We start from the raw sequence: 20,643 nt of genomic DNA, 5'->3' as shown, positions 1-20,643 counted from the left end.
GTAACGGCTTCCGGACAAACCTTAAACCAACCAAGTACCATTACCATTCCATTAACTGTTGACCAGGCTCCGGGCGGAAATTGTTGCTTTTCCTTCAATCCTCCAAGCTCCTGTGGCTCCTTAGCAGTTACCTACCAAGGATTAATTGACCTTTCACCAAACCAACCTACCTCGTACAATTGGGACTTTGGCAATGGCCAAACCAGCACGCTTAAAAATCCACCGGTTCAAAACTATACTACTCCCGGTCAATATTACCCACATTTAGTAACAACGGTATCCAATTATGTACTGACTGATATTAGTGTAACTGCATCCGGTACAAACTGGTGTGGAGATGTAGAGGAAATTTCCTTATTTGGAGCTTGTCAGGGATCTCCTGATATTTATTATACTTTCACCAATGGTTCTACATCTTTTCAATCTTCTGCTGGCAGCAACAGTACAGCCCAAACCTGGACTAATTTAAACCATGTACTTAGCAATCCAATAATGTCCTTGCAATTTTGGGATGACGATGGCACTTCCCCTGACGACAATTTAGGAGTTTATGCCACCAATATTACCGCTCCCGGGGTTTACAATTTTACCACCTCGGTAAATGGCAACCAAGAAACATTTGGCACCTTCACCATTAGTTTGGTAACCGATACCATTTTCGACACCACTGATACCGTTGAAGTATATGCCAATCCGCCAATGCCAACTCTTACTGCTTCACCAAACGATAGTGCTTGTTTAGGCGATTCTATTTTACTTTCTACCTCCTTAACAGGACCATATTCCTACCAATGGTTTCAAAGTTCTACCTTAATTTCAGATTCCATTGCCACCTATATTTCAGCTACAGGGTATTACATGTTAAATGTAGTAGACACGGTTCACATTTGCGCAACCATGTCTGATAGCATTTTGTTTTCATTTGTAAATTATCCGCAAGCACCGGTAATTGTGGTTGACAATACTACCGGAGATTTACAGGTTACCAACAACAGCGGAAATTACCAGGTAGAATGGTTTAACAATGGGGTATTAATTCCCGGCACATCCGGAAATATTCTAAGCGGTCAAACCACCTCCGGACCTTACACGGCCAAATTTACCAATTCGGTAGGATGTTCGGCTGAATCCTTCCCATTTACCTTGTGTTTATCGGGTACTGTAATGCCACCGGCTAATGATACTTTGTGTTGCGGAGAATTAGAAGATTTTATGTCACAAGGTTTTGTAACCAGCCAAGGATTTATGACAGCCTGGGCAGTTACGCCGGTTAGCTTTGGCCCTATCACAAATGCACAGGATGTTGCAGATGCTGATGCCGCAGGTTATGTTTATCTACCTACCACCGATTCTACCTTATCCTTTACAAGACTTTGCTACAACCTAAGTGATAGCATTGCTGAAGGTGATTATTATGTAACTCCATTTATTGTTGAAGATGTTACAGTTCCAGATCCAATTGTATGGGATACCTTACAGGGTTGCAGACCACATGCATTTATGTGTCCGGTTTTATCGGGCGAAACCGGTTGGAGCTTAAATCCTATGGTATTCACCTTCCCTGATGGTTCTCAATTAAATGTAAACCAAAGTGTAGCGGCCGGTTTAAGTATCAACCAAGGATTAATTGATGCATTAGGTGGATTACCTTGTATTGACTTGATGAATTTGTATTTGGGTAATCCAAATGGACCATGGTCAATTTCAACCACCAACAATGGAACCGGAAACTTACATGTGGAGGTTCCTGCGTTCCAGGTTATTAACTATGCGGATAGCTGCAATTTAATTACGCAAGATCAGGTTTATACTATTGCCGGTATTTCTTTGGATATTGCACCGGGCGAAACTCAATCGGTTAATATTAATATTCCTCCTATTCCGGGAGGTTTCCCAAGTGTTCAGGATGCTTGCAGTGGATTTGCAGACCCTATTCTGATTCACTATGTAAATTGTTACCCGGCATTAACCTGTAACCTTCAGGCAGATAGTTTGCAAGGATCCAATGTTACCACCATTGGCGGAACCAATGGTTTTTGCGATGTAGAGATTTCAGGAGGAACCCCACCTTATTCCTTGTTGTGGAATACCGGAAGTTCGAATGAAGATTTGTTCAATGTTGCAGCCGGAACCTATACCTTGGTTGCTACAGATGCCAACCAATGTTCAGATACTTTGGTTGTAGTTATTTCTGAGCAGGTAGGTATTCAGGATTTAGGAAAATCGAATTCATTTGCATTGTTGCAAAACGTACCTAATCCAGCAGAAAATTATACCGACATTCATTTTGTTGCTCCAACCGCAGGCAACTTTACTCTTACCATTTCCGGATTGGAAGGCAAAGTGATTTCTCAAACCGAAATTCAATCTAAATCCGGTTTAAACACTTTCCGTTTAGACACCAAAGCTTACCCAGCCGGGGTTTACATGTATACAGTAGGTAATGGAAAAGAATTGAAGGCCTCGCATCGCATGCTGATTCAGAAATAATCCAATTTATATTTTTTAAAAAAAAGGACTCCAAACGGGGTCCTTTTTTTTGTAAATTTTTCACATTTAAAATATGGTCAAGCCATTAGATTTGTCAACCCCATTCCATCATAAAATCACCTATGAGACCTTTTATTACAGTATTTCTTCTATTTCTATTCACACGTTCATTTACTCAAACCATTCAACCTGACCAGATCACTATTGCCAGGGATGAATTTGGGGTTCCGCATATTTTTGCCAAAACAGACCAGGAAGTAGCCTATGGGTTAGCCTGGGCCCATTCTGAGGATGATTTTGAACATATTCAACACAGTTTAATAGCAGCCAGGGGAAGGCTTGGCGAAGTTTTAGGCAAGGAAGGTGTTCTATTCGACTATGGTTTGAAATTTTTGGGGATAGACACCTTGGTAGACCGACTGTATGAGCAAAACATCAGCGAGGAGTTCAAAGGCATACTTCGGGCCTATTGCCAAGGCTTAAATGCCTATGCTGAGTCCCACCCCAAGGAAGTACTATTAAAAAACCTACTTCCGTTTCAGGAAAAAGACCTTATCAAAGGTTACACCTTAAGTTTAAGTTTAATGTCGGGAGTTGGGGTAGCATTAAAAACAATTAAGGCCAATAAAATTGAGGAATTTAACAGTGCCAACGACGATGATAAAGGCAGCAATGCCATAGCCATAGCTCCGAGCCGAACAGAAGATGGGAAAACCTGGTTAGCCGTCAACAGCCATCAACCCTTGGAGGGAAGGTTTGCCTGGTATGAGGCCCATTTATGCAGTGAGCAAGGTTGGAATATGATTGGGGGCTTATTTCCCGGAGGTGTGAGCATATTTGTTGGATCCAATCCAAACTTAGGATGGGCACATACCACCAATTACAATACCTGGGGCGACATCCATCAATTGATTATTAATCCAAAAAACAAAAACCAATACCAATACGATGGTGCCTGGAAAGATTTTGGAAAAAGCAAAATCAAGCTCAAGGTAAAAATTGCCGGAATAAAACTTGGCATAAGCAAGAAAGCCTTATTCACAGAGTTTGGTCCGGTTTTCGAGGCAAAGCATGGAAAATACGCCATACGTTTCCCGGCATATTCTGAAATAAGGGCCGCTGAACAATGGTTTAAAATGAACAAGGCTCAAAACTGGGTTGAATTTGAAAAGGCCATTAAAATGCAAGGTATTCCGTCGTACAACATTGTTTATGGCGACAAGGATGGCAATATTTTGTATCAAAGCGGGGGCCATTATCCCGATCGGGATCCTAGTTTAGACTGGCATCAACCTATTAAAGCAGCAAGTTCCAAGTACAAATGGACCAAATTACTTCCATACAGTGCCATTCCATCGAATTTTAATCCGGATTGTGGATTTGTATACAATGCCAACAATACCCCATTGCATTGTACCAGTGAAGAATGTAATCTGGAAATGTGGTTTCCGGGATTACAATTATTTGAGAACAATCGAGGTCAACGTTTAGCCGAATTAATGAATAACCATGAAGGAAAGTTTACATGGAAAGATTTCCTGAACATAAAATACGATATATCCTATACCAAAAGCGGATTATATCAGGAAAAGTTCACCCATTTCTACCATCTGGACCTAAGCAAGTATCCCGATTTAACGGACTATGTAACCCGACTCAAGCAGTGGGATTTCAGAGCAGACAGCAGCAGTAATGGCGCAGGACTGGCCATGATGATGCACAAAAAACTATGCGAACGTTATGATATCCCGTTTGGGTTTTTATTGATCAGGAAGGAAATAATTGGAGAAAAAGATGCGGTACAAGCGATGCGAGATGCCCAAAAATTTCTTTTAAAAACCCATGGAAGTTTAGATATCAAATTGGGAGATATACAAAGACATATTCGGGGCAATGTTAGTAAGGCCATGAATGGGATGTCGGAAGTGCTACGGGCGGCGGATACGAAATTGTATGACAAAAAGAAAGGAATTTACAGGGTAAATCAAGGAGATGGATATATTCAACTGGTTAAATTTGGAAAGGAAGGAACCGAGCTAAACACCATCAATTCATACGGAGCATCGGCACATCCGGATAGTCCGCATTATACCGACCAAATGGAGATGGCTGTTAAACATCAGACCCGTCCCATGTATTTTGATAAAGCTCGTGTAATCCAGACAGCTAAAAGGATTTATCATCCTCAATAATTTAGTGTTTGCTGAAAAAACTCGAAATTTTATCCATGATTTGGTAGTTATTTACCATAGCCGGATGCCATGCATTTTATGAAGACACCATGAGTACATGGCATCTGCTGCAATCCTCCTTGTTTATTCAGAACTACTACCTTGCCCAATACTACAAATTCCAGGGCAGAAATGCAGGGAATTGAAAAGGTTCTCCCTTGCAGGAAAGGATATAGATACCGAGGCAAATAGGGGTTGAAAATCAAGTTATAGAATGCGCATCGGGCAACGATAGAGGCAAGTAGCCCACAGCAGCACGCGGCGCTAGCCAAGTGCTGCGAGGACTACAGCCGATAGCGTGACCCGACGCCCGTGCACAAGGTTTTGGATTTAGCACATACTTAGTTGGGCGGAGGGGGCCCGCATACAAAAAATATAAGAGGAGTTTATCAACCCTGACTTTTTCAACACGCCTTTTTTATACCGAATGGACATTATGTTTAGTCCAATTTTAGGTATTAATTCCTATTGAAAAACAGGCCTAACATACTGTATACTCGGTACTTACCAATCTAAATTTATAAACTGCCTCTGGACTATTTATAAATTAATATTGGTATTACTTTGAGAACTGTTTAACCTGAGAATCAACCAATTGTATACCTTCTTCAAAGCTATGCGGACGGTAATCTAAATCACGATAGGCTTTATCTAAAATAAAACCGGTACGTGGAGGACGTTTTGCAGGTTGATTAAGAGTAGAGGATGAAACAGGCTTAACGAGGGATTTATCCAAACCATAAAAATCGGCCACCCTGTAAACCAGTTCAATAATGCTCATGAAATCTTTTCCGGAAACATTGTAGATTCCCTGAGCACCTTTCAAAGCAGCGCTGATACAGGCATCGGCTAAATCTTCCGCCAAAGTTGGAGAGCGAAACTGATCATTAACCACGTTCAAAGGTTGACCCTTTTCGAGGGCGCCTTTAGCCCAAAGCACAATGTTAGAGCGGCTCATATTATCCGTAATTCCATATACGATAATGGTACGTAAGATGGCCCAGTGAATGGTACTCGCATAGAGGCGTTTTTCGGCTTCGTATTTAGTCATACCATAATAACTGATTGGATTAGGAGCATCTTCTTCTTTATAGGGGCCATTTTCTCCATCAAAAATAAAATCTGTGCTAAGGTGAATAAGCTGGGTTTGGGGGCTTTTTAATTGGATAGCATTCACCAGGTTCTCTACGGCGACCACATTGGCCAGCCATGCACCTTCCTGATCGGATTCACAGGCATCCACATTGGTTTGGGCGGCAGTGTGAATAATACTATCCGGTTGAAAATGAGCTACTATCCGAATCACTTCATCCGCTTGGGTTGTGTCCATGGTAACATATTCGTAACCTGATTTTTCAACCAACCTATTTTCACCTCTGGCAGTAGCAATAAGTTTGATATCCTCCCTATTGCGAAGCTTATAGACTAGTTTTTGTCCTAACAATCCGTTGGAGCCGGTAACCAAAATTGATTTCATGCCCAAAAATGGGATTTTCATTGGAATAATTGAGCACCTACACAACAAATGATTAACAATTTGGTTGGATGAAATAGAATACTTCCATTTTTATCTTTGTTGAATGAAAATTTATACCAAAACAGGAGATCAGGGAGAGACGTCACTCATTGGAGGAACTAGGGTATCCAAGGATCACGATCGGATTGAGGCGTATGGAACCATTGACGAATTAAACAGTTATTTGGGTTTAGTAAAAGACAGCATTCCACTTTCCTCAGAGCAACAGGTATTAAGTATAGTTCAGGATAGGCTGTTCAGTATTGGATCACATTTAGCTGCAGACCCTTCAAAATCAAGGATGGTTCTTCCGGAAATAAAGGAAGAAGATGTAAAGCTATTGGAGCAGGCTATGGATCGAATGGATGAAAAATTGCCCCCATTAAAGAATTTTATACTACCCGGAGGACATCCAATTGTTTCGCATTGTCACATTGCACGGTGTATTTGCCGAAGAGCGGAGAGGGCAATTGTAAGATTGGATCATCAGGAAAAAGTAGAAACCATTATTCTACATTATCTTAACAGATTATCCGACTATCTTTTTGTTTTAGCCCGTTTTGTAGGCAAGGAATTGAATATTATCGAAACAGCCTGGAAACCAGCAAATTAATTTTTACAATTAAATGACGCTAGTGTTTGAATATTTTTACTTTTGCCGCCTAAATTTTTGATAGAAATTAAAATTGTTTTTTTTCATCAGAAATTGATGGTTTAACACCCAAAACTACTGATTAATTATGTATTGGACACTCGAACTAGCCTCCTATTTGGAAGATGCCCCTTGGCCAGCAACAAAGGACGAATTGATTGATTACGCCATGCGTTCGGGTGCACCGATGGAAGTAATTGAAAACCTTCAAGAGATTGAAGATGAAGGCGAAATTTACGATAGCATTGAGGATATTTGGCCGGATTATCCTACTAAAGAAGATTTCTTCTTCAACGAAGACGAGTACTAGGCTAGTGCAATAGCTTGTCTGCTCCTATTCGCATATTAAACCTCGAGACTTCCTCTGAAGTTTGTTCTGTTTGCCTAACTGTTAATGGAAAAATCATTTCCATTCGTGAACAAACGCATGGAATGGCCCATGCAGAAAAGCTTGGTATTTTTATTCAGGAAGTTTTAAAAGAAGGCAACCTTGCAGTTGATGAATTACAGGCTGTGGCGGTAAGTGCAGGTCCCGGATCTTATACCGGACTTCGAATAGGAACGGCCTTAGCAAAAGGCTTATGCTATCCAAACAACATCCCGCTTATAGGCATAGATAGTCTGATGATTTTGGCAGAAAAATTTATTACTGAACATGGAAATAAATTGGATGAAGAAGGATTACTCTGCCCGATGATTGATGCTCGCAGACTGGAGGTATTTACGGCAGTATATAGTTTAGAAGGAGAAACCATCTTAACTTCTTCGGCCATGGAAATTACGAATGAATTTTTATCGGAGATCCGGAACAACCGTCCGATTTACTTCATAGGAAATGGTGCTAAAAAGACCTCTGAAATTATTTCCCAGGGTTATTCCGAGTTTTATCCGGATTTTTTAAGTTCATCTAGTGGAATGGCCATGCTTTCATACCAAAAATTCATTTCCAGGGATTTTGAAAATCTGGCCTATTTCGAACCTTCCTACCTTAAGGAAGCATTTATTACTCAGGCAAAATCTTAGTCCGGCAAAACTTCGCCGTGCAAATCGAACATTTCGGAGGAAGTTATTTTAACCCGAGCAAAATCACCAATTCGAAGGTAATTGCCTTTGGCAGGAATTAACACTTCATTATCCACTTCTGGAGAATCGGCCTCTGTTCTACCGATAAAATGATTTCCTTCTTTTCGATCTATAATTACCTTAAATTCTTTACCTACTTTTTGGGCATTTAATTCTTCGGATATTCCTTGCTGGATTTGCATAACAGCCTCAGCCCTTTCTTTTTTTACCTCGTCGGGAACATCATCTACCAAGGAATAGGCATGGGTATTCTCTTCGTGTGAATAGGTAAAAGCACCTAACCTATCAAATCGGGTCTCAGCCACCCAATCCAACATTTGTTGGTGGTCATCTTGGGTTTCGCCCGGGTAGCCGGTAATTAGGGTTGTTCGAATAGCGATTCCCGGAACCTTTTCCCGTATAGTATCCACCAGCCGAATTGTTTTCTCCTTGGTTGTACCTCTTCTCATACTTTTAAGCATGGAATCGGATATATGCTGCAAAGGCATATCCAAATACTTACAAATTTTAGGATTATCTCTCATTACATCCAACACTTCCATTGGAAAGCCGGAAGGAAAAGCATAGTGAAGTCGAATCCATTCAATACCATCCACTTCCGAAAGTCGGCTTAACAATTCATCTAAATTCCTTTTTCCATATAAATCCAATCCATAATAGGTTGAATCTTGAGCAATTACAATTAATTCCTTGGTTCCTTTTGCCGCTAGCTTTCTTGCATTCTCCACCAACACCTCTATAGGAGTACTTTCGTGTTTTCCACGCATTAAGGGAATTGCACAAAAGGAACAAGGTCGGTCACAACCTTCCGAAATTTTAAAATATGCATAGTGTTGGGGAGTAGTTAACAATCGTTCACCTACCAACTCATGCCGATAATCAGCACCTAAAGCCTTTAACAATTTAGGCAAATCCCTAGTTCCAAAATAGGTATCTACTTCCGGAATCTCCTTTTCCAAGTCGGGCTTGTAGCGTTCGGACAAACAACCGGTTACGTATAATTTATCAATTAAGCCTTGTTCTTTGGCATCTGCGTACCGCAAAATGGTATCGATACTTTCTTGTTTAGCATTATCGATAAAGCCACAGGTGTTGATAACAATGATATTGGAATCATCCTTTTTGCTTTCATGTGCAGCTTCCAGACCATTGGCTTTTAATTGACCAAGCAGGACTTCACTATCAAACACATTTTTACTACAACCTAAGGTTATAACGTTTATTTTATTTTTCTTAAGAGTTTTGGTACGCATACGATTTTGCAAAGGTAGATGATTGCCCCTTGATTACAAGAAGTTTTAAACACTTAGCAATCACTACCTATTTTGGAATTCGATCGTGGTAGGATTTTGCCTTAAGTGTATCTTGTAGTTCCAGGTAAATGACTACATTGTTCTGATAAGGTTCCACCCAAGCCGGGTTAAACTGAATAGCTTCATCGTAAATTTTAATAGCCTCTTGTTTATTTCCTCTCTTGTATTGAATGAAACCTAAATTCAAATACAACTCCTTGTAATTTGGATTGCGTTGTTTAACCTTTAACAGCAAAGCTTCGGCTTCATCTAATTTCCCTTTGTTCAGAAGAATAGACACCATATTCATATGGGCATCGGTATAAGTAGAATCCATTTCGATTACCCTTTCAAAACAGGTATAGGCTTTATCGGGTTGTTGTACCTCCAGATACGCTCTTCCTAAATCAAACCAGGCATTAAAAAAAAGTGGATAAATTTGAATGGCTTTTTCGAAATGCTGAACTGCTTCGTTTCTCATAGCCAAGGACTGAGAGGCATATTTGGGCAAAAAGGAATACTTCATTAAATTGGTAGCCAGCAAATTATTGGCCTGGGCTGATTCTTGCAGGTGCTCAATGTCATTTTGCATCAATACCAATTCGTTTTTCCATTGTGCATTTCTACTATAAACTTTTACGGCAAACACCAACAAAACTGCTAAAACACCCCATTCCATGCCGGCAGGTTTTCTAATGGAAAAAGATGGCTTTATCCATAGAATAACACCTGCCAAGGCCATACAAAACCCGGCACTTGCGGTAAAAGCCAAACGCTCACCCATCATACCGGCAATGTATTCAAACCAATTACTAAACAACAATACTGAAACCAAATACCATCCCAAACCAAAAGAAACCAAGGGTTGTTTATCCAGAAAAAATACCAATAGAATAAGAATTCCTAAGTGAACCAGGGCAGAAATCCAAACCCAAGGATTATCCAATCCGGTGGTTTCTTCCTTGGCAAACCCATAATAGAAAGATAAGTCTTTAGGAAAAACCATCAATTTCGCATACTCTCCTAAAAGTAAAATTCCAGTAGCTACTCCTTCAGTAGGTGAATGTGGAGCAACCAAGGTATTTTCCATATACTCCAAATTCCGGCCCTCCTGGTTGGCTTTCTTTACCCGAATAGGCTGTTTATTAAGGACTTGACTAAGCTCCACCTGTTGCTTCTTCTGTTCTTGCAAAAAATTCCATTGTGTAATGCCCAAAAAATAAAAAACCAATATGCTTAAGGAAATAGAAGCTAATCTCCAGGTAATTCTCAAATCCTTTTTTAAAGAATCAACCAACATAAACACAAAGAACAAGTCAACTGTTAAAGAATAAAAATCATTGGAATGCGACCAATCTGTAATGACATAATACAAGGAAATTACAACTACCGGAATATAAAACACCAGGGAGTACTTCCTTCTCGAGAAGAACCACAATACAGAAAACATCAATACTTTATAGAAATTATTGAAGTTTTGATCCGGGGTTACAAATACATAAGAAAGGATTAAGAATATTGAACTAAGTAAAGCCAAAAACAGAAGATTCTGACGGAGGTTTGGACTTTCCGACTCTTTCAAATTTCCTGCAAAGTAAAAAAAGCCAACAATTAAACCAATATCCAACAATTCCTGGTAATCAAACAAAGCCCCACTCAAATAAAAAAGAAAGGCAAAACCTAAACCGGCATAAGCATTAAACATCTTCCATTGAAAGAAGAACATGGGAATAGCTAAACCCACCAAAGCAAGCAAGAAATTGGAGGTAAAAAACCCTAACTCAATAAATACAAAAGCTGAAACCAAATAAAAATACGGATTCTGCACCAAAATTCTCCAATCCACCTTTCTTTCTCCGGATTCAAAATAGGGTTTAACAAAATAAACCAAGAAATTAACAACCACCGGAGTGACCAATAAAGGAATGAATCTTTGCAGTTGCCATTCCCCTAAAATAAAAGGAGTAGGCAATACAAAAACCAGCATCATCCATACCAAATCCTTAGCAGAAATGGCTCGAAACCAAACGATCCCGGCCAATAAGGCTATGGTTAGCGGATAAACACTTTTCTTAGACAACAGGGCTAAGGCAAAAAGTAAAAACACAGCTATCAAATAAATCCAGTTTTTCTTGTCCAAATAACCCAATAAGGCTTGACCTGATAGGATGGCAAACAATAAAGAAAGAAGTTCATCCCGATTTTTAATACTGGCTACAGCTTCGGTATGAATTGGATGAAAAGCAAAGAGGATGGAAGCTAAAAATGCAAAAATCAAATAAGAATCACCTGCCAATTGCAATAAAAAACGAAACAACAAACAAACAACCAACACCATCAAAACAGCATTTATAAAATGACTTATACCTGGATTCTGACCAAAAATGCTGTGTTCAATGGCAAAAGAAATATGCACAACCGGACGGTAACCATATTGATATCCCATCGCATCCTGGTAATATGGTGAACGGATAATTTCCGGAATGGCAGAAATACCTTTGGAGGTTAGGGCATGGTTATTTGTAACCAACTCATCATCCAGGTTATACCCATTCGAAAGGGTATTTGCATAAAGTAAAAAGGTAAGTAAAGCTAAAATCCAAAGCAGTATTTTTGGATTTTCCCAATTTACTCCTGCATTTCCGGACTTGTTTTTTTGGATTGCCATGAATTTTACTTACACAATTTAGAATGGTCAAAAGTAAGTGCTGCTATTCAAATAATCGAATGAATTTCCATTTGCAATAATACAGGAAAGCAAAAATGGCATAGGAGCTAAACCAACGGTATCGGTAAACAAAACCCGGGTTATGTTGGATCAAAGCCTGATGGTATTTTAGCCACAAGGAATGAAAAACATGGTCGGTGCGGGAAAACTCCCGAATGGTAAGATCGTTAAAATGAACAAACACCACCTTGTCAACCCCGGGATTTCCTATGGTTTGAATTCGGTTTTTAACATTCCAAGCTCCCAAATTATACCCAGTATCTTTAATAATATAAACCTTATCAAACAAAACCGGCACCAGATCCAGGTATTTTTGGTCATCAAATAAGCCACGCCACATCGACTTCCGGATAGCATATAAACAAGCCTTACCCCACCAATCTAAAATAGGGATACCAGCGGAAGTAGCACCAAGAAGTCCGGCATTGAAAAGTCCTAACCTAAAATTTGCTTCGAACCAATTGGGCGAAACTTCCGGATTGCTTTCATAGTAATGTGGAGTCAACAAAAAACAGGACTGATCTAACCAATCCAACAAAGGCTGAGGTGATTGAAAAAAATAAAGATCATTGTCCAGGTAAACAACCTTTTCGTACCCTTTATTAAGCAAAAATTTTAGAAATACGGGTTTGAGTGACCACCGCAATCGATCGGGGGAGGAAGTATATTTTCGAACAAGTTGTCCGGTTAATTCATCTGTTAACTGATGAATTGAATAATCTTGTTGGTTGGTCAACGTCGAATTGGTTTCATCAATAACTAAATTAAGCAACCGAAAGCCAAAGTTCGCTAAGCAATCCCTAAGCGCATTTACTTTATACGCATGGGATTTTGTGCTTATGGTGCAAAAACAATTCATATAAAACCCCAACCTATTCTATTATTCCAAATTTGGATAAAGGTAGAAAGATTATTCTTTATTTTTACCGGTGATGAAAATACTTGGAATTTCGGCTTACTACCATGATGCAGCTTCCGCCTTAATAGAAGATGGAGAAATTATTTCGGCTGCACAGGAAGAACGATTTACAAGAAAAAAAAACGATCCTTCTTTTCCTGTTAACTCCATCAAATATTGCATGGATGAAGGTGCTTTGCAATTACATGAATTAGATGCTGTTGTTTATTATGAAAAGCCATTCCTAAAATTTGAAAGAATACTTTCAGATTTTGTCGAATCTGCACCCTTTGGAATAAAACAATTTATTAAGTCCATGCCTATTTGGGTAAAGCAAAAGCTCTTTATAAAAAATGAAATAAAAAAGGAATTAGAATTATTGGACGAGAAAATAGATTGGAATAAAACTAAATTACTTTTTTCAAAGCACCACCTTTCCCATGCAGCCTCTTCCTTTTTCACCTCCGGATTTTCAGAATCAGCCATTTTAACAATTGATGGAGTCGGAGAATATTCAACTGCTACCATTTCTACCGGTAATTCAAATAATATCAAGATTATTAGGGAATTAAACTATCCAAATTCCATAGGTCTGTTTTATTCTGCATTTACAGCCTATCTCGGATTTGAGGTAAATAATGGCGAATATAAACTGATGGGCCTTGCACCCTATTCAAAGAAGTTAGGGTCCAAGGTTGACTCACTTATAAATTTGCTTAAGAAGGAAGTGATCTTCATTTCGGACAATGGTTCAATCGAGCTAAATCTCCACTACTTCAAACCCTTGCAATCTGAGCGATTAACTAAGGATGATCAATTGGAAAGTCTCTTGCAAATTCCGAGGTTAGAAAAAGGTCAACTATTTACAGAAAGTCATATTGCCTTAGCAGGTGCAATTCAGAGAATAACTGAGGAAGTTGTACTAAAAATGGCCCTATTTACCAAAGAACTAACCAAACAAGAAAATCTTTGCTTAGCAGGAGGTGTTGCTTTAAACTGTGTTGCCAATGGAAAATTGGAAAAAGAAAACCTATTCCAATCCATATTTATACAACCGGCTTCCGGAGATGCCGGAGGGGCAGTAGGAGCGGCCTTAGCCGCTTATTATATGTATTTTAATCAAACCAGAAAACTATCTAACCCCGACTCGCTTAAGAACAGCTTACTTGGCCCAAGCTATAATGAAAAACAAATACTTCGGGCCATAAACAATTCCCATCTTAAATATAGTAAACTTAGCGATGATGAAAAAATAAAACTTACTACGAATCATTTAGTAAATGGAAAGGTGATAGGTTGGTTTCAGGGTAGAATGGAATTTGGCCCCCGGGCACTGGGAAATCGAAGTATTTTGGGTAATCCGCTTCTTCCAGATACTCAATCAAAAATTAATTTGAAAATTAAAAAAAGAGAAAGCTTTAGACCTTTCGCTCCTATCCTACTCGAAGAAGATTACAGGAAGTATTTTGGATTAAATTCCCTTTCACCTTATATGCTAATGGCACACCCGTTGAAAGATGAATTTCAAATCAATTTCAATTGGGGTGAGAATTTATTCGAAAGTCTTAATCAGAAAAGATCACCCTTTCCCTCTGTAACACACGTAGACTATACCTCACGAATTCAAACCGTCACCCATCAAAGTAATCCTGAATTGTTCGCCTTGCTTTCTCAATTTAAAAAAGAAACAGGTTTTGGAGTACTAGTCAACACAAGCTTTAACATTAAAGATGAGCCTATCGTTTGTAACCCTCAAAATGCTATTGACTGTTTTTTGGGTACCGAAATGGATGTTCTAATAATTGGTAATTTTATGATTGAAAAATAAAAGAATGGAATTTTTAAAAGATTTATTGGATTTCTTAAAAGAAAGAAAAAAATGGTGGCTAATCCCTATCATAATAAGCATAATCTTGATAGGATTATTATTAATTTTTGCTGAATCAAGTCCAATCGCTCCGTTTGTTTACCCCCTCTTTTGAAATGAAAAAAAATTCATTCTTCACACTGTATTCTATATTGGGCATTATTGGCATTATTGGTTTCATCAGTTGGAAAAATCAAACATTCTTACTATTTTCCATATTTGCTCTAATTTTTCCTATCTTATTCGAAAACTGGGCAATTACCTTATTTACCAAGTGGATGAGCCTGGCAAAATTTTTAGGGAAATGGCAATCCAAACTTTTATTTGGAACAATTTTTATTTTTGTTTTGGTCCCGATAGCTCTATTAAAAAAAATGAAATCCAACACGTTCCCTTCCCAAAATAACAATTGGGAAGAAGTGAATGAAAAGGAATTTGATTTCGAAAAACTTTGGTAGCATTATTACAAAAACTTCGTTCTAACCTCCAAATTGGAATGCTCATCCTATTGAGCCTCTATTTGGGTTGGGAAATTTATTGGGACCTGAAAGTAGGTTTGCTTTTCATCAAATGGCATACGCATGTGATGTTGTTTTTATTGCCGATGTTGGCAATCATCAGCATTTTTAGCCTTCAAAAAGTAAAACCAAACTCCACTTCTGTCATTTCAATACTTGTCCTATTCTCCTTGTTTGTTTGGGAAACCTACCTCACCATTTCCGGAACCATGAAAACTCCGGAAGAAAAAAAATTCAACCTCTACATCGCTCATCAGGCTTCCCAAACCGGAAAATCGGCTTATTATAACATTGACTTGCCCTTTTCTTATAAAAAAATGAAAACCGAAGAGTTTATCTTCGAACGGAAAAGCAATAGTTTGGGCTATTCCGACCAAGAACCAACACCAAGAAAAAGCAAACAGGAAATCAGGATTCTCAGTCTCGGTGATTCCTTTACCGAAGGCGACGGAACCGATTTTGATTACTCTTATGTATCCAACCTTAGGAGAGACCATTCTTATTTACCCGACTCTACTCCTGTTACCTATGTTAACGCCGGAAAATGTGGAAGCGATCCCTTTTTCGGTTTCAAGAATTATCAAGACATCCTTGCTTCCTTGGATTTTAATATTGTTATTCAAACCTTATCAACGCATGATATAGAAAACGACATCATTCTCCGTGGAGGAATGGAACGATTCCAACCCAATCACCGCCTGCAACTTCGACCAAACAACAAATTCCTAGAACACTTGTATGCACTTAGTTATGTATTTCGAATATTCTATCTCCCATTCACCGACTTAAATCTTCTCCTTTCTAAACTTAGCCTTCAAGAAGCCATTGAAAAAACCATTCAACTTATTCCGGCATATCAACGAGAATGTGAATCACATCATGCAACATTCGTTCTCGTATTATTACCCGGCAAAATGGAGGTAGTTGAAGATTATCCTGAATTTTTTAAAAAGCTAATCCTTGAATTACAAAAAAATAAAAGCCTTCAAATCATTGATCTTCGAACTCAGTATCGAAAAAAAATCATTCAAGATAAACAAAAATTTTTGAAGGATTATTGGTGGGAAATCGATTGGCACCATACTACAAAAGGCTATCAACTCATGGCAGATGGGATTTGGAATGGCTTGAATGAAAATAAACTTATCATCCAACATAATTCTGCCAATAAACATTAGGCAATTTCAGTACTAGCAATTGATTAGACTTTTGGATTGCTTCCAAATTTGCAGAAACCTGCAATGCAAATGCCAAAGAACTTACCAATTGCTTTTTGAATTTTATAATTTACTGACCCGTATTCCTGTATATTAAACTAATAACAAAAATCAAACAAACAGGCAAATGAGAAATTCGTGACACCACAATTTCTGCTCTGCGGATTGTAGTTTACCGCGAAATCCGCGGTTTGTATTTTACCGCGAAATCCGCGGTTTAATTTTACCGCGATTTCTGCGGATTGTATTTTACCGCGAAATCCGCGGTTTGATTTTACCGCGATCTCTGCGGATTGTATTTTACCGTGAAATCCGCGGTTTAATTTTACCGCGATTTCTGCGGATTGTATTTTACCGCGAAATCCGCGGTTTGATTTTACCGCGATCTCTGCGGATTGTATTTTACCGTGAAATCCGCGGTTTGATTTTACCGCGATCTCTGCGGATTGTATTTTACCGCGAAATCCGCGGTTGATTTTACCGCGATCTCTGTGGATTGTAGTTTACCGCGAAATCCGCGGTTTGATTTTACCGCGATTTCTGTGGATTGTATTTTACCGCGATCTCTGCGGATTGATTTTACCGCGAAATCCGCGGATTGATTTTACCGCGATCTCTGCGGATTGTATTTTACCGCGAAATCCGCGGATTGATTTTACCGCGATCTCTGCGGATTGTATTTTACCGCGAAATCCGCGGATTGATTTTACCGCGATCTCTGCGGATTGTATTTTACCGCGATCTCTGCGGATTGTAGTTTACCGCGAAATCCGCGGTTTGATTTTACCGCAATCTCTGCGGATTGTAGTTTACCGCGAAATCCGCGGTTTGATTTTACCGCGATCTCTGTGGATTGTAGTTTACCGCGAAATCCGCGGTTTGATTTTACCGCGATCTCTGTGGATTGTATTTTTCCGCGAAATCCGCGGTTTGATTTTACCGCGATCTCTGCGGATTGTAGTTTACCGCGAAATCCGCGGTTTGATTTTACCGCGATCTCTGTGGATTGTAGTTTACCGCGAAATCCGCGGTTTGATTTTACCGCGATCTCTGCGGATTGTATTTTACCGCGAAATCCGCGGTTTGATTTTACCGCGATCTCTGCGGATTGTATTTTACCGCGAAATCCGCGGTTTGATTTTACCGCGATCTCTGCGGATTGTAGTTTACCGCGAAATCCGCGGTTTGATTTTACCGCGATCTCTGCGGATTGTAGTTTACCGCGAAATCCGCGGTTGATTTTACCGCGATCTCTGTGGATTGTAGTTTACCGCGAAATCCGCGGTTTGATTTTACCGCGATTTCTGTGGATTGTATTTTACCGCGAAATCCGCGGTTTAATTTTACAGCGACCTCTGCGGATTTTATTTTACCGCGAAATCCGCGGTTTGATTTTACCGCGATCTCTGCGGATTTTATTTTACCGCGAAATCCGCGGTTTAATTTTACCGCGAAATCCGCGGTTTAATTTTACAGCGACCTCTGCGGATTGTATTTTACCGCGAAATCCGCGGTTTGATTTTACCGCGATTTCTGTGGATTGTAGTTTACATCGAAATCCGCGGTTGATTTTACCGTGATCTCTGTGGATTGTTGTTTACCGCGAAATCCGCGGTTTGATTATACCGCGATTTCTGCGGATTGTTGTTTACATCGAAATCCGCGGAAGAAAGACTAGTTTTTCCTACAAATAATCAATATCTACTTCTGTTCCTTGCATTTGAATCGATTTTTGTGCAGCTTCCAAAATAGCTGAGACCTGCAATGCAAAAGCTGATGAACTTAACGCTTGCTTATTGTTTACAATACTTTGATATAAATCTTCTACCAAACCTGATAAGGCCTCTTCGGTATTGAACTTAGGAATGGAAATATCCCCGATCCTATAATCTATTAAAATATCTGACCTGTTTTGCTGACTAAAATTGAGGTTTGTATCGTATACCTTGATTTTATCTGTTGGCTCAATATCATTGTATATCAGCATTTTATTATCTCCCCCAATCAGTAGTTGCCGAATCTTTACCGGAGATGTCCATGAACAGCTCAAATGCACCATAAACTTGGTGTCTTCATACTTTAGTGTAAGATAGGCTATGTTTTCAATTCCATTATTGGTATGAGAAATTCCATCTGCCTTTACCGAAGAAGGTAATTTTTTGGTGAGGTAATTCACAATTGCAATATCATGCGAAGCCAAATCCCAGATTACATTCACATCTTGTTGAAAGATGCCCAAATTTATTCGGGTAGCATCCATATAGTTAAACCTTCCAAAACTCGGCTCATTCACAATCTGATTAATTTTCTGAACTGCCCCGTGGTATAAAAAGGTATAATCAACCAACAATACTTTGTTCTTCCTTCTGGCCAATTCATGCAATTCCTGTAACTCACGCAGCGATTTCCCGGCCGGCTTTTCTACCATGACATGTTTTCCTCGATCCAAGGCTTCTTTGGCAAACTTAAAATGAAATTCCGCCGGAGTAGCTATTATCACTACTTCCAATTCCGGATTCCGGCATACCTCCAAACCATCGTTTACCAAACGGGTTCGAGCAAACATATTCTCTGCTATACGTTGCCTCGATTCCTGTTGCTCGGCTATTACAGCCAATTCAAACTTAGGATGATTGTTAATATTCCTGGCCAAATTAGGACCCCAATAACCAAATCCGATCAGGCCAACCTTGTACATTTTTTACTTTTTAAAATAGCTTATTATGCTTTCACAAACGTAAGCAACTTCCTCCTTGCTTAAACCGGGATACATAGGCAAACTTAAACAATGTCGGGCAATATACTCTGACACGGGAAAATCTCCTGCTTTCCACCCCAAACCCGAATAGGCCGGTTGTAAATGGATTGGAATGGGATAATGAATTCCAGTTTGTATTCCTTTCTCTACCAAAAAGTGTTGTAAATGGTCTCGATCCGGCACCAAAATAACCATTTGATGGTAAACACTTTCTTGCCAATCATCAACCTGTTGAAATTGCACTTCCTGAATTCCTTCCAAACCTTGTTGATATTGCGCTGCCAGTATTTTGCGCTCGGTATTCCATTCAACCAGGTGTTTTAATTTCACCGATAATATGCCGGCTTGCAAACCATCCATCCTCGAATTAACGCCCCATTCTTCATGGTGGTATTTTTGTTCCGAACCATAATTTCGCAACCGATAAATAGCCTTAGCTATTTCAGGGCTTTGAGTAGTAACAATACCTGCATCACCTAAGGCACCAAGGTTTTTTCCGGGATACAAACTTGCAGCATTCACCTGACCCCACGATCCGGCCATTTTCCCCCTGCACCGCGCACCCTGAGCCTGTGAATAATCTTCCATCACCCCTATCCCTTTTTGTCTGGCCAAGCTTTCCAATCCTTCCATATCGCACATCAGGCCATACATATGAACCGGCACTAGTAGTTTGGTTTTGGAACTCCACTTTTCCTCTACCCTGTTCAAATCGATATTCCAGCTTGCTTTGTTTGCATCAACCGGTACAGGTCTGGCACCGGTGGCAGAAACTGCCATCCAGGTGGCTATAAAAGTATGTGCCGGAACCAGAACTTCATCGCCCGGCCCAATTCCCAATGCCTTTAACGACAAAAAAAGGGCATCGTATCCATTCCCTACCCCAATTGCATAGGCTGTGGAACAAAACGAAGCAAACTCGGTTTCAAACTGATGCAAATACGAACTTAACACAAAAGCATTGTTGTCCAAAACCTCCGAAGCCACTTGCATAAAGTCTTGTTTCAGAGGGTAATGTACCCTGTTCAGGTCATAAAACGGAATTGGTAAACTAACACTCATTTTTCAATCAAATAATTACCTAAGAACAAGGCATCCAAACCACTGGCAAAAAAGCTTCCCACAGCATCCCTAGGCGTTTCAACAATCGGCTCGTTGGAAAGATTAAAACTGGTATTCAGCACTACCCCGCAACCGGTCAACTGCTTTAAGGCTTGCAACAAACGATAATACAGCACATTATCTCCTTCCGAAACAGTTTGTATCCGGGCTGTTCCGTCTACATGTATAACCTCCGGAATAAGTTCTTTGGCCAACTCTTTTGCCTGATAGGTTATCGTCATAAATGGTGCAATGCCTTGTTTTCCAACAAAAAAACGATCAAACTCCTCCT

The 20,643-nt window shown here is 39.6% G+C and carries 17 protein-coding genes; 10 read left to right on the top strand and 7 right to left on the bottom strand.

The window, feature by feature from the left end:
* Positions 1-2,490, top strand: a 2,490-nt coding sequence (locus tag K1X82_10380) for a T9SS type A sorting domain-containing protein (GenBank protein ID MBX7182510.1), incomplete at its 5' end; no start/stop codon positions are given.
* Positions 2,491-2,612: 122 nt separating this feature from the next.
* A complete protein-coding gene (locus tag K1X82_10375; protein ID MBX7182509.1) occupies positions 2,613-4,682 on the top strand; it encodes a penicillin acylase family protein in 2,070 nt (689 codons plus the stop codon).
* 598 nt (positions 4,683-5,280) lie between these two features.
* On the opposite strand, the gene K1X82_10370 is transcribed toward K1X82_10375, so the two are convergent.
* Complete coding sequence (locus tag K1X82_10370) at positions 5,281-6,198, bottom strand: SDR family oxidoreductase (GenBank protein MBX7182508.1); 918 nt, start codon at positions 6,196-6,198, stop codon at positions 5,281-5,283.
* A gap of 103 nt (positions 6,199-6,301) precedes the next feature.
* Between K1X82_10370 and K1X82_10365 the strand changes: the two genes are divergently transcribed.
* The 3 genes from K1X82_10365 to tsaB all read left to right on the top strand — a co-directional run bounded on the left by K1X82_10365 (position 6,302) and on the right by tsaB (position 7,912).
* Complete coding sequence (locus K1X82_10365; protein ID MBX7182507.1) at positions 6,302-6,850, top strand: cob(I)yrinic acid a,c-diamide adenosyltransferase; 549 nt, start codon at positions 6,302-6,304, stop codon at positions 6,848-6,850.
* 127 nt (positions 6,851-6,977) lie between these two features.
* Positions 6,978-7,199, top strand: a complete 222-nt coding sequence (locus tag K1X82_10360; protein MBX7182506.1) for a DUF2795 domain-containing protein — start codon at positions 6,978-6,980, stop codon at positions 7,197-7,199.
* 14 nt (positions 7,200-7,213) lie between these two features.
* Positions 7,214-7,912 carry a tRNA (adenosine(37)-N6)-threonylcarbamoyltransferase complex dimerization subunit type 1 TsaB gene (gene tsaB / locus K1X82_10355; protein MBX7182505.1) on the top strand — a complete coding sequence of 233 codons (699 nt, stop codon included), beginning with the start codon at positions 7,214-7,216 and terminating at the stop codon, positions 7,910-7,912.
* Here tsaB and rimO read toward each other — a convergent pair.
* The 3 genes from rimO to K1X82_10340 all read right to left on the bottom strand — a co-directional run bounded on the left by rimO (position 7,909) and on the right by K1X82_10340 (position 12,764).
* Entirely contained in the window at positions 7,909-9,225 is a 1,317-nt protein-coding gene (rimO, locus tag K1X82_10350) for a 30S ribosomal protein S12 methylthiotransferase RimO (GenBank protein ID MBX7182504.1), read from the bottom strand. The genes tsaB and rimO overlap by 4 nt on opposite strands.
* A gap of 67 nt (positions 9,226-9,292) precedes the next feature.
* Positions 9,293-11,932: a tetratricopeptide repeat protein gene (locus tag K1X82_10345; protein ID MBX7182503.1), complete on the bottom strand. Its 2,640-nt coding sequence runs from the start codon at positions 11,930-11,932 to the stop codon at positions 9,293-9,295.
* A 43-nt stretch (positions 11,933-11,975) separates the two neighbouring features.
* Positions 11,976-12,764, bottom strand: coding sequence for a hypothetical protein (locus K1X82_10340; GenBank protein ID MBX7182502.1), 789 nt, complete (start codon positions 12,762-12,764; stop codon positions 11,976-11,978).
* A 160-nt stretch (positions 12,765-12,924) separates the two neighbouring features.
* Here K1X82_10340 and K1X82_10335 point away from each other — a divergent pair, with 160 nt between their 5' ends.
* From K1X82_10335 to K1X82_10315, 5 genes are all read left to right on the top strand, one after another.
* The gene (locus tag K1X82_10335) at positions 12,925-14,718 is read left to right on the top strand and encodes a hypothetical protein (protein MBX7182501.1); all 1,794 of its coding nucleotides are present in this window, start codon (positions 12,925-12,927) and stop codon (positions 14,716-14,718) included.
* Between the two features lie 4 nt (positions 14,719-14,722).
* Complete coding sequence (locus K1X82_10330) at positions 14,723-14,872, top strand: hypothetical protein (protein MBX7182500.1); 150 nt, start codon at positions 14,723-14,725, stop codon at positions 14,870-14,872.
* Between the two features lies 1 nt (position 14,873).
* The gene (locus tag K1X82_10325) at positions 14,874-15,215 is read left to right on the top strand and encodes a hypothetical protein (GenBank protein MBX7182499.1); all 342 of its coding nucleotides are present in this window, start codon (positions 14,874-14,876) and stop codon (positions 15,213-15,215) included.
* Positions 15,216-15,253: 38 nt separating this feature from the next.
* The gene (locus tag K1X82_10320) at positions 15,254-16,453 is read left to right on the top strand and encodes an SGNH/GDSL hydrolase family protein (GenBank protein MBX7182498.1); all 1,200 of its coding nucleotides are present in this window, start codon (positions 15,254-15,256) and stop codon (positions 16,451-16,453) included.
* Positions 16,454-16,963: 510 nt separating this feature from the next.
* A complete protein-coding gene (locus K1X82_10315; protein ID MBX7182497.1) occupies positions 16,964-17,731 on the top strand; it encodes a hypothetical protein in 768 nt (255 codons plus the stop codon).
* Between the two features lie 445 nt (positions 17,732-18,176).
* Here the strand turns inward: K1X82_10315 and K1X82_10310 are convergent, their stop codons facing one another.
* From K1X82_10310 to K1X82_10300, 3 genes are all read right to left on the bottom strand, one after another.
* Positions 18,177-19,190, bottom strand: coding sequence for a Gfo/Idh/MocA family oxidoreductase (locus K1X82_10310; protein ID MBX7182496.1), 1,014 nt, complete (start codon positions 19,188-19,190; stop codon positions 18,177-18,179).
* A gap of 3 nt (positions 19,191-19,193) precedes the next feature.
* A complete protein-coding gene (locus K1X82_10305; protein ID MBX7182495.1) occupies positions 19,194-20,312 on the bottom strand; it encodes a DegT/DnrJ/EryC1/StrS family aminotransferase in 1,119 nt (372 codons plus the stop codon).
* A partial coding sequence (locus K1X82_10300; GenBank protein MBX7182494.1) for a carbamoyltransferase occupies positions 20,309-20,643 on the bottom strand: 335 nt, incomplete at its 5' end. The genes K1X82_10300 and K1X82_10305, both read right to left, overlap by 4 nt.

The organism is Bacteroidia bacterium (assembly GCA_019695265.1).
Classification (GTDB): Bacteria; Bacteroidota; Bacteroidia; order JAIBAJ01; family JAIBAJ01; genus JAIBAJ01.
The sequence above is the reverse complement of the archived record's forward strand: the minus strand, read 5'-3'. Positions and strand labels throughout refer to the sequence as shown.